The following is a 13,931-nucleotide window of genomic DNA, read 5'->3' on the forward strand; positions in this document are numbered from 1 at the left end:
ACCTTCTACCGATCACATGAGCGGAGTGCTCACATCTTGTGGCCGGCCGAGCGCAGCTGCTGGCAGGCCTCGACGATGCGGGCGGCCATGCCGGCCTCTGCCGTCTTGCCCCAGGCGCGCGGGTCGTAGGCCTTCTTGTTGCCGACCTCGCCGTCCACCTTGAGCACGCCGTCGTAGTTCTTGAAGAAGTGGTCGGCCACCGGACGCGAGAACGCGTACTGGGTGTCGGTGTCGATGTTCATCTTGATGACGCCGTTGTCGACGGCGGCGGCGATCTCCTCCGCCGTCGAGCCCGAACCACCGTGGAACACCAGGTCGAACGGCATCTCCTTGCCGATCTCGGCGCCGACGGCCTTCTGGATGTCGAGCAGGATCTCCGGGCGGAGCTTCACGGCACCCGGCTTGTACACGCCGTGCACGTTGCCGAAGGTGAGCGCCGTCAGGTAGCGGCCCTTCTCGCCGGCGCCGAGGGCCTTGATCGTGGCCAGGCCGTCCTCGGGGGTCGTGTACAGCTTGTCGTTGATCTCGGCGGTGTGGCCGTCCTCCTCGCCACCCACGACGCCGATCTCGATCTCGAGGATCGTGCGCGCGGCCTGCGACAGCTCGAGCAGCTCGGCGGCGATCACGAGGTTCTCCTCGATCGGCACGGTGGAGCCGTCGAACATGTGCGACTGGAACGTCGGGAGGCCGCCGTTCTTGACCTGCTCCGCCTCGATGGCCAGCAGCGGCTTGACCCAGGAGTCGAGCTTGTCGGCCGTGCAGTGGTCCGTGTGGATGGCGATGTTGACGCCGTAGCCCTTGGCGACCTCGGTGGCGTATGCCGCCAGCGCGAGGGAACCCGAGACCCGGTCCTTCACCGTCGAGCCCGACGCGTACTCGGCGCCGCCCACGGAAACCTGGATGATGCCGTCCGACTCCGCCTCGGCAAAGCCCTGAAGTGCGGCAGTAACGGTCTGCGACGAGGTGATGTTGACCGCGGGGTAGGCGAACTTGCCGGCCTTCGCCCGGTCGATCATCTCGGCGTAGACCTCAGGGGTTGCGATGGGCATCTGCGAAACTCCAAACGAATGATGAGGTGGGCGGTCGCAAGCGTGTCCAAGGCCGCCCGGGGATGCACCATCGATCTTGCCATGATCCACAGGCAGTCGTGTGCGGTCGTTCGACAGTCGAACGGCCGAAACACTGTGGTTCTCGACTTTTGGCGGGCCCCGGACGAGCTGCGTGCGGGCTCCGGTCAGGCTCCGGTCGGGCTCCGCGCGAGGTCAGGTCGCCGGGTGGTCGACCGGGCCGTCCTCGGGGTTGCGGCTGCGGATCGGGGTGAAGAAGGCGACGCCGACCACACCGAGGTAGACGACCGCGACGGCGAGCAGCGGGCCGGAGGCCCCGAACCGGTCCGCCGCGGCCGTGAGCGCGGCGGCGCCCAGCGGCGCGAGGCTGTGGTGGATGGTCCAGAACGCGGCGGTGACGCGCCCGAGCAGCGCGTCCGGCGTGATCATCTGCCGCAGGGACATCGAGGAGACGGCCGCGAGCATCAGCCCGAACCAGAACCCGAGCACGGCGGTGCCGATGACCAGCACGTCCTGGCTCAGCGCGAGGACGGCCGCCGCTACACCGCACAGCGTCATGGCGGCGAGCCAGAGGGTGCCGAACCCGAGCGTGCGGCGCAGCCACGCGGAGAGGGCCGCCGCGACGCACGTGCCCACCCCGGCCGCGGCCATGACGTACCCGACCACGTTCTCGCCCTGCCCCAGGCCGTACCGCACCTGGTAGATGATCACGTCGGTCATGCCGAGGGTGAACAAGGTGGTGATCGTCAGGAAGACGGTCAGCGCCCGAAGCACCGGATGCCCCCACAGGAACCGGGCGCCCGTCACGAACCCGGTCCGCAGGTCGCGGCCGAGGCCCGGCCGGTCCGCCGGCGTGGCGGTGGGCGCCACCCGCGAGAGGCGGACGGCGAGGAGCCCGAGCGCCGAGATGCCGAAGGTTGCCGCGTCGACGGCGATGGCCGCCGTGACCCCGTACGCCGCCGCGACCAGCCCGGCGAGCGCCGGCCCGCCGATGCTGGCCAGCGAGGCCGTGGCCTGGAGCCTGCTGTTGGCCTCGGCGACCCGGTCCCTGCCCACGATGTTCGGCACGGCCGTGATGTACGTGATCTGGAAAAGCTGCCCGAACACGGACGCCACGGCCGCGACGGCGAAGAGCAGCCACACCTGCGGCTCGATCGCCCAGCACACGGGCACGGCCGCGAACAGGAGCAGGCGCGCAACGTCGCACGCGATGAGGAGCCGACGGCGGTCGAACCGGTCGACGATCGCCCCGCCGACGAGCCCCATCAGGAGCGACCCGGCCGCCATGACGGCGGTCAGCAGGCCCATCTGCACCAGCGAGCCGGTCGCCTCCAGCATCAGCAGCGGGAACGCGATCACCGAGAACGAGTCCCCCAGCACCGAGAACGTCTGGGTACCCCAGAAGACGAGGAAGTTCCGGTCGCGCGTGAGGGTTCGCCGGTTCACCCGACGATCCTGTCCGAGCCACGAGCCCCGGGCAACGGAGTTTCCGTCGCTACGCCGCACCGTCGGCGTGCTGCCGCATCCAGGTGTGCATGGCGATCGCGGCGGCCGCGCCCGCGTTGATCGAGCGGGTCGAGCCGTACTGGGTGATGTGCAGCACGACGTCGCACGCGGCCTGCGCCTCCGCCGTCAGGCCGGTCGACTCCTGGCCGAACAGCAGCACGCACTCGCGCGGCAGCGCGTGCCCCTCGATCGGCACCGACCCGGGCACGTTGTCGATGCCGACGATCGGCAGGCCGCCGGCCCACTCGGCCAGCGCCTCCGCGTCCGGGTGGTGCGTCACGTGCAGGTACCGGTCGGTGACCATCGCGCCCCGGCGGTTCCAGCGGCGTCGGCCCACGATGTGCACGCCCGCCGCGTTGAAGGCGTTGGCGGTGCGGACCACCGAGCCGATGTTGAGGTCGTGCGCCCAGTTCTCGATCGCCACGTGGAAGGGGTGCCGTCGGGTGTCCAGGTCCGCGACGATAGCCTCCACGGACCAGTACCGGTACTGGTCGGCCACGTTCCGGCGGTCGCCGGCGGCGAGCAGCTCGGGGTCGTAGCGGGGGTCGTCGGGGAGGGTGCCGGACCAGGGTCCGACGCCGACCTCGGGCTCGGCCGCGGGCTCGGCGCCCGGCGTCGCCGGGTGCTCAGACACGGTCCACCCGGGCCGATCCGTGTGCGGGTGCTGTGACGGTTCCCGGGGCGGAAGACGTGCTGGTCATGCCGGTCATTGTGCCCCGCTACGCTCGATGCATGCTGACGACCGCACTCCCGGAAGTCGTGTCCGGACTGGCCGCCACCTCCGTCCACGCCGCGCCCGTGCCGCAGCTCCTGGGCATCGACTGGATGGACCCGAACTACCTCATCGAGCGGTTCGGGGACGCCGCGCTGGTGGGCATCGCGCTCGTCATCTTCATCGAGACCGGGCTGCTGTTCCCGATCCTGCCCGGCGACTCGCTGCTGTTCACCGCGGGTGCGCTCGTGGCGCAGGGCACGCTGCAGATCAACCTCGCGGTGCTCTGCCTCATGCTGTTCGCCGCCGCGTTCCTCGGCGACCAGACCGGGTACCTGATCGGCCGCAAGGCCGGCCCCAAGATCTTCGACAAGCCGGACTCGAAGCTCTTCAAGCGGTCCTACATCGACCAGACCAACGCCTACTTCGACAGGTACGGCGGCCGCACGATCATCGTCGCGCGGTTCGTGCCGATCGTGCGCACCTACGCCCCGGTCGCGGCCGGCGTCGGCAAGATGTCGTACCGGCACTTCGCCACGTACAACGCGATCGGCGCGCTGCTGTGGGCGGTCGGCGTGACCCTGCTGGGCTTCGTGCTCGGCAACTTCACGTTCGTCAAGGAGAACATCGAGGCGCTGCTCGTCCTCATCGTGCTCGTCTCCGTGATCCCGATGGTCGTCGAGATCTGGCGGGCCCGGCGTGCGGAGAAGGCGGCCGTGACGACGGCCCCCGAGGAGCCCGCGCCGTCGGACGCCGCCGCCCTGACGGGCGCACCGCGCGACCCGCGCGCGTAACCGCGGGCCCCTCCGGGGCAAGCACCACTCCTCGAAGAGGGTTACGGAGCGGTAGCAGTGCTACGTCTCCGTAACCCTCCCCGGGCAGCAACCGTTGCCCCGGCAAGACACTAGGCTGGCGCCCATGATCGAGCGGACCACCGAAGCCTGGCTCACGGACATGGACGGCGTGCTGGTGCACGAGGGCACGGCCCTCCCCGGCGGACCCGAATTCATCAAGGCGCTGCGGGACAGGGAGCTGCCGTTCCTGGTCCTGACCAACAACTCGATCTTCACGCCGCGCGACCTGCGCGCCCGGCTCGCCTACAGCGGGATCGACGTGCCGGAGGAGAACATCTGGACGTCGGCGCTGGCCACGGCGCAGTTCGTCGCGGACCAGATCCCGAACGGCAGCGCGTACGCCATCGGCGAGGCCGGCCTGACGACGGCGCTGCACCAGGCGGGCTACACGCTCACCGAGTCCGACCCCGACTACGTGGTGCTCGGCGAGACCCGCACCTACTCGTTCGAGGCGATCACCAAGGCGATCCGCCTGATCGTCGACGGCGCCCGGTTCATCTGCACCAACCCGGACGTCACCGGGCCGTCGCAGGAGGGGCTGCTGCCCGCCGCGGGCTCGGTCGCCGCCATGATCACGGCGGCGACGGGCCGGCAGCCCTATTACGTGGGCAAGCCCAACCCTGTGCTGTTCCGGTCCGCGCTCAACCTGATCGGCGCGCACTCGGAGTCGACCACCATGGTCGGCGACCGCATGGACACCGACATCCTGGGCGGCATGGAGGCCGGCCTGCAGACGTTCCTGGTGCTCACGGGGTCGACGTCGATGGAGGAGGTCGAGAAGTACCCGTTCCGGCCGAGCCACGTGGTGAACTCGATCGCGGACGTCGTCGACCTGGTCTGATCCGGCCGGGCCCGGCCCGGCGGGAGCCGTCAGGTCAGGCCGGGGATCCCGAACCCGTCGATCGTCCCGCCCGACTCGAAGCGCGGGCCGCCCTTCTCCATGGGCAGCACGATGCGCGCGACGTCGGCGACCCGCTTGGCGCGCTCGGTCAGCGACGTCGCGTCCGTGCGGCCCGGACGCCACAGCAGCACCGACGGCCCCTCGATGCGCAGCCGGGAGCCGTGGAAGTCCGGCAGCATCACGATGTTCGCGAGGCGGGCATCCAGGGCGCGGCGCGCGAAGAACTCGTCGGAGGTGCGCACGAGCCACTGGCCGTCGAACGCTGGGTTGTCGATCTGGACGTCCTGCGCCCCGAAGAGCTTCTGCCACTTCTCGCGGAGCCCCTCGGGCGACAGGTCGACCACGGGCTCGCCCGGGAGCGCGTCGAGCGCCACGACGTGCGCCGTGCGGCGCAGGCCGATACGACGCGTGTCGCCCTCCGTGCCGGACCGCCAGGTGTAGGTGAACGAGACCATGTCGAAGCCGTCGACGTTCCCGCGGACCACGTCGCGCGCCGTCCGGTCCAGGCCGACCCCGAAGGGCCGCCCGCTCCACCGCTGGGCGAGCACCGGGTCGGTGCCGACGTACTCCCAGCCGTTCGCCTCGGCCCAGCGCTCGACGTCCTGCGTGCGCCCGCGCCCCATGACACGTACCGCAGCGATGGTGAAGACGACGACGCCGACCACGAGCAGGACTAATGCGACAAATGGCCCCATGAACTTAAAGATACAGTAGGGCTAGGCAAAAGTCTCCACGAGGGAGTGATATGGGGACGCCTGTTTTGCGCTAGGAGCGCCCCACCTCCGGCTCAGGCGAGCCCGAGATCCTCGAGGCCGTAGAGGTAGTGGTACGGCACCCCGAGCGCCTCGATCTTCTCGCCCGCACCGGTGGCCCGGTCGACGATCGTGGCCACACCCAGCACCTCGGCGCCGGCGGCCCGGGCGGCCTCGATCGCCGCGATCGGCGATCCACCCGTCGTCGTCGTGTCCTCGACGACGACCACCTTGCGGCCCGCGATGTCCGGCCCCTCGATCTGGCGCTGCATACCGTGCGCCTTCGCCGCCTTGCGCACCACGAACGCGTCGAGGTCCTGCCCGCGCGAGGCCGCCGCGTGCAGCAGCGCGTCCGCGATCGGGTCGGCACCGAGCGTGAGCCCGCCGACGGCGTCGATCTCGGCCGTGCCGAGCCCGACCTCCTCGAGGTGGTCCAGCAGCACGTGCCCCACGAGCGGGGCGGCCCGGTGGTGCAGCGTGATGCGGCGCAGGTCGACGTAGTAGTCGGCCTCCTTGCCGGAGGACAGGGTCACCTTGCCGTGCACCACGGCGAGCTCCTTGATGAGCTCGGCGAGCTGCTCGCGCGGGGTCGGGGAGAAGTCAGCGTTCACGGTGCAAGGGTACGTCGCGCGTCCCGGCCGCAGCCCCGCGCCGCCGGGGCCGGGACCCGGCCCCGGACCTGCATCCGGACCACGGTCCGGGTTGCCGTCCGACTCTGGGAAGGTTCTGCTGTGAGCATCATGGACAACGCGGTGTACGTGGACGGCAGGCGCACGGCCAACCCGACCAGCATCGAGGAGACCTGCGAGACGACCCGCGAGCGCGGCGGCATCGCCTGGGTCGACCTGTCGTGGCCGGAGCCGGCCGAGATCGAGGCCGTCGCCGCGGAGTTCGACCTGCACCCGCTGGCCGTCGAGGACGCGATCCACGCGCACCAGCGCCCCAAGGCCGAGCACTACGGCGACGTCCTGTTCGTGGTGCTGCACCCCGCGCGCAGCGTGGACGACGACGGCGACGGGCACGTGGACCGCGTCGAGTTCGGCGAGGTGCACGCGTGGGTGGGCCCGGACTTCGTCGTCACGGTCCGGCGGTCCGTCACCCCCGACCTCGGCGCGATGCGCGGCCGGCTGGAGCAGGAACCGGACCTGCTGCGCCTGGGGCCGGTCGCGATCCTGGCGGCACTGCTGGACGAGGTCGTGGACACCTACCGGCCCGTGGTCACGCGGCTGCGCGGCGACATCGACCAGATCGAGGATCAGCTCTTCTCCCGCGACCCGGAGGTGTCGTTCCGCATCTACGAGGCGACCCGCGAGGTGATCGGGCTCCAGCGTGCCACCGGCCCGCTGGTCGAGATGCTCCAGGACCTGTACGACGGCAAGCGCAAGTTCGCCGGCCAGCAGTCCGCCGCCGCGCACCCGGACGACGCCGCGCACCCGGACGGCGACGTCCAGGACCAGCGCTGGGTCGAGCTGCTGCGGAGCCTGCGCAACGTGCTCGACCACGCGATCAAGCTCTCGGGGACCTCGGACACGTTCCGGTCGCTGCTGACCAACGCGCTCGACGTGCACTCGACGCTGGTGACGCAGGAGCAGAACGAGGAGTCGCGCCGCATGACGGAGAGCAGTCTCAAGCAGAACGAGCAGATGAAGAAGATCTCCGCGTGGGCGGCCATCCTCTTCGCGCCCACGCTGATCGGCACCATCTACGGCATGAACTTCACGCACATGCCCGAGCTGCACTGGACCTTCGGCTACCCGCTGGCGATCGGCGGGATGATCGGCCTGGGCGGGATCTTCTACGGGATCTTCAAGCGGGCCGGCTGGCTCTGACGGCGGGGCCGCTCCCCGGCCGGCCGCGCACGCCGCCCCGTCAGCGGTAGCTGCCGACCGCCCGCACTGCCCAGCGCGGCATGATCCGCAGGGCCGCCGAGGCGACCTTGTAGCGCACCGAGGGCGTGGAGAGGACGACGCCGCGACGCACGTCCGCGAGCGCCGTCCGGACCACGTCCTCGGCCTCCAGCCACCCCCACTCCGGGATGATGGAGGACTCGCCGATGCCCGCCCGCGCGTGGAACTCGGTGTGCGTGAACCCGGGGGCCACCACCGTGGCCGTGACGCCGGTGCCCCGGAGCTCGGCGGCCAGCGACTCGGTGAAAGTGCGCACGTACGCCTTCGCGGCGGCGTAGGAGCCGCCCGCGGTGAGGGCGGCGACGGAGCCGACGTTCAGGATCGCGCCGCGCTCCCGTTCGAGCATCTGCCCGACGGCGGCGTGGCTGAGCTCGACGACGGCCTTGACCATGACGTCGATGCCCCGGCGCTCGGTGGTGATCCGGCCCGTCGCGAACGGCGAGCTCGTGGCGAACCCCGCGTTGTTCACGAGCAGGCCGACGGGCCGCAGGTCGCCGTCCTCGGGCCGGCCGCCGACGACGGCGAGCCGCCGGGCGACCCGCGCGACGTCGTCGGGCACGGAGAGGTCCGCCGGCAGGACCTCGACGGCCACGCCCGTGGCGTCCCGGAGCTGGGCGGCGACGTCGGCCAGGCGCCGGTCGTCCCGCGCCACCAGCACCAGGTCGTGCCCGCCCGCCGCGAGCTGTCGTGCGAACTCCAGGCCCAGGCCGGCGGACCCGCCCGTGATCAGTGCTGTACCCATGGGGGGCACCCTAGGCCTCCTCGGCCCGCTCCCGGCGCTTGAGCCAGAGGCCGACGACCAGGAGCACCACGATCGCGACGTACGCGGTCGCGGCGAACGGGCTGCTGACGAGGTAGGTCAGGTCGCCCTGGCTGATCGCGAGGGAGCGGCGCAGCCGGTCCTCAGCCATCGGGCCGAGGATCATGCCGACCACCAGGGGCGCCACGGGGTACCCGTACCGGCGCATGAAGAACCCGGCCAGGCCGATGAGCACCAGGAGCAGCACGTCCACGGGCGAGAAGTTCAGCGCGTAGGAGCCCAGCGCGCCGAACAGGAGGATGCCCGCGTACAGGTAGTGCCGCGGGATGTGCAGCACCTTGACCCACATACCCACCAGCGGCAGGTTCAGCACCACCAGCATGAGGTTGCCGATGTAGAGGCTGGCGATCAGCGCCCACACGAGGGCGGACTCGCTCTGCAGCAGCAGCGGGCCGGGCTGGATGCCGTAGGACTGGAAGGCGACGATGATGATCGCCGCCGTCGCCGTCGTGGGCAGGCCCAGGGTGAGCAGCGGGACGAGCACGCCCGACGCCGCCGCGTTGTTCGCGGCCTCCGGACCGGCCACGCCCTCGATCGCGCCCTTGCCGAACTGCTTGCGCCGCGGACCGGCGAGCCGGCGCTCGGCGGCGTAGGACAGGAAGGTCGCGACGTCGGCCCCGCCCGCGGGGATGGTGCCCACGGGGAAGCCGATGGCGGCGCCGCGCAGCCACGGCTTCCAGGACCGGCGCCAGTCGTCGCGCTTCATCCAGGTGCGCCAGCCCTTCTCGACCGGGATGATCCGGACCGGGCCGTGCCGCATCCGCGAGCCCACGTACAGGGCCTCGCCGACGGCGAACAGCCCGACGGCGACGATCACGACGTCGATCCCGTCGGCCAGGTTGAGCACGCCGAACGTGAAGCGCTGCTGGCCGGTCAGCGTGTCGGTGCCGACCAGACCGAGGAACAGGCCGAGGGCGAGCGCGGCGAGGCCGCGCGGCACCGAGGACCCGAGCAGCGCGCCCACGGTGACGAAGGCGACCACCATGAGGGCGAAGTAGTCGGGCTCGCCGAGCTGCACCGCCCAGCGGGCGATCACGGGCGCCAGGAACGTGAGCGCCACCGTGGCGAGCGAGCCGGCGACGAACGAGCCGATGGCGGCGGTGGCGAGCGCGGCGGCACCGCGCCCGGCGCGCGCCATCTTGTTGCCCTCGATCGCCGTGACGATCGACGCGGACTCGCCGGGGGTGTTGAGCAGGATCGACGTGGTCGACCCGCCGTACATGCCGCCGTAGTAGATACCGGCGAAGAGGATGATCGCTGCCGTCGGCTCCAGCGTGTACGTCAGGGGCAGGAGCAGGGCGATGGCCATGGCCGGGCCGATGCCCGGCAGCACGCCCACCGCCGTACCGATGAACACGCCGAACAGCGCGTACAGCAGGTACATCGGGTGCAGCACGGTGGCGAACCCGTCGATCAGGGCCGAGAAGTTATCCACGGAGGAACGGCACCCCTTCCAGCAGCGGCCCGGCCGGGAGCGACAGCCCCAGCAGCCCGCCGAAGATCACTTGGATGACCAGGCCCAGCACGAGCCCGACCAGTGCGGCGCGCCACCAGGGGCGGGCGCCGAGGATGACCGCCGCGCCCGCGAACAGGAGCGCGGCGGCGAACGGCCAGCCCACGACGTTGATCGCGAACACGTGGACCACCAGGGTGACCACGAGCAGCACCACGGTGAGCCAGTCGGTCCGGACGGTGGGGTCGACGTCCTCGCCGCCCTCCTCCTCGCCAGCCCGGCCGCTCAGGACCAGGACGGTCAGCACGACGCCCGCGGCGACGAGCATGCCGCCCACCAGGTACGGGAACGCCCGCGGGCCGAGCGTGTTGGTCGAGCCCGGGACCGTGATGCTCCCGGCCGCCACCAGCACGTAGGCCCCGAGGGCCGTCGTGGCCAGGGCGAGCACGAGCTCGCCCCACCTGCGGCGGGGCCGTTCGGCCGCCTCGGCCACCTCGGGCGCCTCGGGCGCCGTGCCGTCCGAGGTCACCGGACGAGCCCGATGTCCTTGAGCACGGCCAGGGACTCCGCGATGTTGCCCTCGAGGTACGTGTCGAACTCGTCGCCGGCGAGGAATGCGTCGTCCCAGCCCTTCTCCTCCAGCGTGGCCTGCCACGACTCGGACTGGGCGAGCTCGGTGACCGTGCTGGTCAGCGCCTCCCGCTGGGCGTCGTCGATCGTGCCCGGGGCGACCACGCCGCGCCAGTTGGTGAGCACCACGTCGTACCCGGCCTCGGTGAGGGTCGGCGTGTCGGGCAGGGCCTCGACGCGCTCCTCGCCGGAGACGGCGAGCGCCCGCAGCTCGCCCGCGGCGACCTGCTCCGCGTACTCGCTGACCCCCGAGATGCCTGCGCTCACGTTGTTGCCGAGCAGCGCCGCCAGCGACTCGCCGCCGCCGGAGTAGGCGATGTAGTTGAGCTTGGTGCCGATGTTCTCCGACGGGATGCCGCCGGCCTGCATCAGCATCCCGGCGAGGATGTGGTCGGTGCCGCCGGCGGAACCGCCGGTGATCGAGACCTTCTTGCCGTTCTCCTTGATGTCGGCCACGAGGTCGTCGACATTCTTGTACGGCGACTCCTTCGGCACCACGATGACCTCCTGCTCCTCGGTGAGGCGGGCAATCGGGGTGGTGTGCTCGATCCGGGCCTGCGACTGGTTGGTCTCGACGGCCCCCACCATGACCAGGCCCATCACGAGCAGGGTGTTCGGGTCGGTGGCGTTGGCGATGTTCGCCAGGCCCACCGTGCCGCCCGCGCCGTCCACGTTGGTGACCGTGGCCGAGCCGACCAGGCCCTCCTCCTGCAGGTCGGCCTGCATGGCGCGGCCGGTCTGGTCCCAGCCGCCGCCGGGCCCGGCGGGCACGACGATGCTGAGCTCGTCGATCGCGGCGTCGCCGCCACCGCCGTTCGACTCCAGGACCGAACAGCCGGCGAGCGCCAGTGCCAGGACGATTCCGACGGGGGCAGCCCCGGACCGGATGATGCGCATGTCTCCTCCTCGAGCGGATGCGTGTGCGGACGGTCGGGGCCGGCTACGCCGCCGGTCCTCTGTCCGTCCGGGCGAGAGCGTAGGGAGCGGCGGCCGTGCCGCCCCGGTTCTGGTCGCAACGAAGGTTGTGGTCGTTTCGGTCACGCCGTGCGGCTACCGCGCCGACGACGAACCGGTGCACACTGGCCCCCGTGAGAAGAGCGATGACGCTCCGGGTGCAGCTGCTGGCGCTGCAGGTCGTCATCGTGCTCGTGCTCGTGTGCACGACCGGGCTCGTGGCCTCCACCCTGCAGGAACGGCAGCTCCGCGAGGCCTACGTCGACCGCATGTCCGGCGTGGCCCAGTCGGTCGCGCGCCTGCCCGCGATCCACGACGCGTTCGACGACGAGGACCCGGCCGCGACGATCCAGCCGATCGCCGAGGTGATCCGCGAGGCCTCCGAGGTCACCTACGTGGTCGTCACCGACGAGCACGGCGTGCGCTACTCCCACCCCGACCCCGAGCAGATCGGGCAGCGGGTCTCGACCGACCCGTCCGTGCCGCTGTCCGGCAAGGTGTGGACGGGCACCCAGACCGGCACCCTGGGCACGTCGTGGCGCGTCAAGGTGCCCGTATTCGGCGACGCGGCCGACGACTCCACGCCCGCCCCCGTCATCGGCACCGCCAGCGTGGGCATCCTGGAGTCCGAGCTGCGCGCCGACCTGACCGACGACCGGGGCTGGCTGCTCGCCGCGCTCGCGGCGTCCGCCGTCGTCGGGGTGCTCTGCGCGGCGTGGGTGACACGCCTGGTGCGTCGCAGGATCTACCTGCTCGAACCCGAGGACATCGCGACCCTGCTGGAGACCCGCGGGCTCACGGACGCCCTGCGCTCCCAGTCGCACGAGTTCGCCAACACCGTGCACGTCATCTCGGGGCTGCTGGAGCTGGGCCGTACGGAGGAGGCGGTCGCGTTCATCGAGCGGTCCGGGCACGGCGGGCTGCTCACCGCGTCCGCCGTCGCGCCGGGCGTCGGGTCCCCCGAGATCGCCGCGCTGCTGCTGGTCAAGGCGATCACCGCGCGGGAGCGGGGCGTGACGCTCGACGTCGCGGACGAGTCCGCGCTCGACACGCCGACGACGCCGGACGGCTCGGCGCTGCACACCGACGCCCTCATCGTGCTGGGCAACCTGATCGACAACGCGGTGGACGCCGCGGGGCCGGACGGCCGGGTCCGCGTGCTGCTCGGGACCGAGGGCGCGCGGCTGTGCCTCCAGGTGGACGACGACGGCCCGGGCATCCCCGCGGCGCTGCACCACCAGGTGTTCAAGGCGGGGTTCTCGACGAAGGTGCCCGGCGACCGGGAGCACAGCCGGGGCATCGGCCTGGCCCTGGTGCGGCGCGTGGTGGACCGGCGCGACGGCGAGGTGGTGCTCGGGACCGGCGACCTCGGCGGGGCGTGCGTGCGGGTCGAGCTGCCGGTGCCGGCGGTCGCGGCCGGCGGGCGGGCTCGGGCGGGGGCCGGTGCTGCTGCCGGTGTTGGTGTTGGTGCAGGCGTCGGTGCCGGCGGTCGTGCCGGCGTTCGTGCGGGCGCCGAGGCCCCGGAGGCCCGGTCGTGACCGGGCAGGCGCGGACGCTCGTCGTCGAGGACGACCCCGTGGTCGCGACCGTGCACCGGGGCTTCGTGGAGAGCCACCCCCGGTTCGTCGTCGTGGGCGAGGCGCGGACCGGCGCGGACGCGCTGCGGCTCGTGTCCGCGCTGCGCCCCGACCTGGTGCTGCTCGACCTGCACCTGCCGGACATCGGCGGGCTCGACGTGCTGCAACGCCTGCGGATGCTGCCGGGGCCGCCGGTCGACGTCGTCGCCACGACCGCCGTCCGCGAGCTGGACAGCGTGCGCCAGGCGATGGCCGGCGGAGTGCTCGCGTACCTGGTCAAGCCGTTCACGTCCGCCGCGCTGCGGGAGCGGCTCGACGAGGTGTGGCAGCGGCGCGAGGACGTGCGCCGGGCGCAGGACACCCTCGACCAGGACGAGGTGGACCAGCTCCTGGCCGGGCCGCGCTCCGCCGACCGACTGCCCAAGGGACTCTCCGGCCGCAGCCGCGACCTGGTCCGGGCGGCGCTGGCGCGGCTGTGCGCCGGGGCCGCGGACGGCGCGGGGGCGGGGACAGGAGCGGCGGCGGGGGCGACGGCGCCCCGCGACGCGTCGGCGGCCGAGGTCGCCGAGGCGGTCGGGATGTCGCGCGTCAGCGCCCGGCGTTACCTGGAGCACCTGGTCACGGAGGGGTACGCCCAGGTCGCGCCCCGCTACGGCGCGACGGGCCGCCCGGAGAACCGCTACCGCCCGGCGTGAGCCCGGCGCCGCCGCCATCGGCGTCCGCCGCCGGACGTCCGCCGTCCGCCGTCCGCCGTCCCGCACACCTTCAAGTCCTGGGTCCAGAAGGGCGGCACCGCGC

14 protein-coding genes are annotated in these 13,931 nt (G+C 72.0%); 5 read left to right on the forward strand and 9 right to left on the reverse strand.

The genetic code is table 11. The features are described 5' to 3' along the window. Positions 1–29: 29 nt before the first annotated feature. The 3 genes from fbaA to ACFWEJ_RS19355 form a co-directional block, all read right to left on the reverse strand. Positions 30–1,049 (reverse strand): class II fructose-bisphosphate aldolase, encoded by a 1,020-nt coding sequence (gene fbaA / locus ACFWEJ_RS19345; protein WP_377230822.1) that lies wholly within the window; start codon positions 1,047–1,049, stop codon positions 30–32. Between the two features lie 213 nt (positions 1,050–1,262). Beyond that, positions 1,263–2,513 (reverse strand): MFS transporter, encoded by a 1,251-nt coding sequence (locus ACFWEJ_RS19350; protein WP_377230823.1) that lies wholly within the window; start codon positions 2,511–2,513, stop codon positions 1,263–1,265. A gap of 49 nt (positions 2,514–2,562) precedes the next feature. After that, a complete protein-coding gene (locus ACFWEJ_RS19355; RefSeq protein WP_377230824.1) occupies positions 2,563–3,207 on the reverse strand; it encodes a TrmH family RNA methyltransferase in 645 nt (214 codons plus the stop codon). A gap of 98 nt (positions 3,208–3,305) precedes the next feature. Here ACFWEJ_RS19355 and ACFWEJ_RS19360 point away from each other — a divergent pair, with 98 nt between their 5' ends. After that, the gene (locus ACFWEJ_RS19360; protein ID WP_377230825.1) at positions 3,306–4,079 is read left to right on the forward strand and encodes a VTT domain-containing protein; all 774 of its coding nucleotides are present in this window, start codon (positions 3,306–3,308) and stop codon (positions 4,077–4,079) included. Between the two features lie 124 nt (positions 4,080–4,203). Continuing rightward, on the forward strand, positions 4,204–4,980 hold the full coding sequence (locus ACFWEJ_RS19365; RefSeq protein WP_377230826.1) for an HAD-IIA family hydrolase: 777 nt from the start codon (positions 4,204–4,206) through the stop codon (positions 4,978–4,980). Positions 4,981–5,009: 29 nt separating this feature from the next. On the opposite strand, the gene ACFWEJ_RS19370 is transcribed toward ACFWEJ_RS19365, so the two are convergent. Further along, complete coding sequence (locus ACFWEJ_RS19370; protein ID WP_377230827.1) at positions 5,010–5,735, reverse strand: hypothetical protein; 726 nt, start codon at positions 5,733–5,735, stop codon at positions 5,010–5,012. A gap of 92 nt (positions 5,736–5,827) precedes the next feature. After that, complete coding sequence (gene pyrE / locus ACFWEJ_RS19375; protein ID WP_182620223.1) at positions 5,828–6,403, reverse strand: orotate phosphoribosyltransferase; 576 nt, start codon at positions 6,401–6,403, stop codon at positions 5,828–5,830. Positions 6,404–6,523: 120 nt separating this feature from the next. Between pyrE and ACFWEJ_RS19380 the strand changes: the two genes are divergently transcribed. After that, complete coding sequence (locus ACFWEJ_RS19380) at positions 6,524–7,621, forward strand: magnesium and cobalt transport protein CorA (protein ID WP_377230828.1); 1,098 nt, start codon at positions 6,524–6,526, stop codon at positions 7,619–7,621. A gap of 40 nt (positions 7,622–7,661) precedes the next feature. On the opposite strand, the gene ACFWEJ_RS19385 is transcribed toward ACFWEJ_RS19380, so the two are convergent. Genes ACFWEJ_RS19385 through ACFWEJ_RS19400 form a run of 4 tightly spaced genes read right to left on the reverse strand, consistent with a single transcriptional unit; the run spans position 7,662 to position 11,499 of the window. Continuing rightward, positions 7,662–8,441, reverse strand: coding sequence for an SDR family NAD(P)-dependent oxidoreductase (locus ACFWEJ_RS19385; protein WP_377230829.1), 780 nt, complete (start codon positions 8,439–8,441; stop codon positions 7,662–7,664). A gap of 10 nt (positions 8,442–8,451) precedes the next feature. Continuing rightward, positions 8,452–9,954 (reverse strand): tripartite tricarboxylate transporter permease, encoded by a 1,503-nt coding sequence (locus ACFWEJ_RS19390; RefSeq protein ID WP_377230830.1) that lies wholly within the window; start codon positions 9,952–9,954, stop codon positions 8,452–8,454. Next, positions 9,947–10,501 carry a tripartite tricarboxylate transporter TctB family protein gene (locus ACFWEJ_RS19395; protein WP_377230831.1) on the reverse strand — a complete coding sequence of 185 codons (555 nt, stop codon included), beginning with the start codon at positions 10,499–10,501 and terminating at the stop codon, positions 9,947–9,949. The genes ACFWEJ_RS19390 and ACFWEJ_RS19395 overlap by 8 nt, the downstream gene beginning before the upstream one ends. Next, a complete protein-coding gene (locus ACFWEJ_RS19400) occupies positions 10,498–11,499 on the reverse strand; it encodes a Bug family tripartite tricarboxylate transporter substrate binding protein (RefSeq protein ID WP_377230832.1) in 1,002 nt (333 codons plus the stop codon). Before ACFWEJ_RS19400 ends, ACFWEJ_RS19395 begins: the two co-directional genes overlap by 4 nt. Positions 11,500–11,690: 191 nt before the next feature. Between ACFWEJ_RS19400 and ACFWEJ_RS19405 the strand changes: the two genes are divergently transcribed. Next, complete coding sequence (locus ACFWEJ_RS19405; protein WP_377230833.1) at positions 11,691–13,094, forward strand: ATP-binding protein; 1,404 nt, start codon at positions 11,691–11,693, stop codon at positions 13,092–13,094. Next, a complete protein-coding gene (locus ACFWEJ_RS19410; RefSeq protein WP_377230834.1) occupies positions 13,091–13,828 on the forward strand; it encodes a response regulator in 738 nt (245 codons plus the stop codon). The genes ACFWEJ_RS19405 and ACFWEJ_RS19410 overlap by 4 nt, the downstream gene beginning before the upstream one ends. The last annotated feature ends 103 nt before the right edge of the window (positions 13,829–13,931 follow it).

Source organism: Promicromonospora sp. NPDC060204 (assembly GCF_042728455.1).
In the GTDB taxonomy this organism is placed as follows: Bacteria; Actinomycetota; Actinomycetes; order Actinomycetales; family Cellulomonadaceae; genus Promicromonospora.

What these genes read in the sequence shown, in the direction of transcription:
- fbaA (WP_377230822.1), bottom strand. Translation starts at nt 1,049, where the DNA reads ATGCCCATCGCAACCCCTGAGGTCTACGCCGAGATGATCGACCGGGCG.
- ACFWEJ_RS19360 (WP_377230825.1), top strand. Translation starts at nt 3,306, where the DNA reads ATGCTGACGACCGCACTCCCGGAAGTCGTGTCCGGACTGGCCGCCACC.
- ACFWEJ_RS19365 (WP_377230826.1), top strand. Translation starts at nt 4,204, where the DNA reads ATGATCGAGCGGACCACCGAAGCCTGGCTCACGGACATGGACGGCGTG.
- ACFWEJ_RS19370 (WP_377230827.1), bottom strand. Translation starts at nt 5,735, where the DNA reads ATGGGGCCATTTGTCGCATTAGTCCTGCTCGTGGTCGGCGTCGTCGTC.
- ACFWEJ_RS19385 (WP_377230829.1), bottom strand. Translation starts at nt 8,441, where the DNA reads ATGGGTACAGCACTGATCACGGGCGGGTCCGCCGGCCTGGGCCTGGAG.
- ACFWEJ_RS19400 (WP_377230832.1), bottom strand. Translation starts at nt 11,499, where the DNA reads ATGCGCATCATCCGGTCCGGGGCTGCCCCCGTCGGAATCGTCCTGGCA.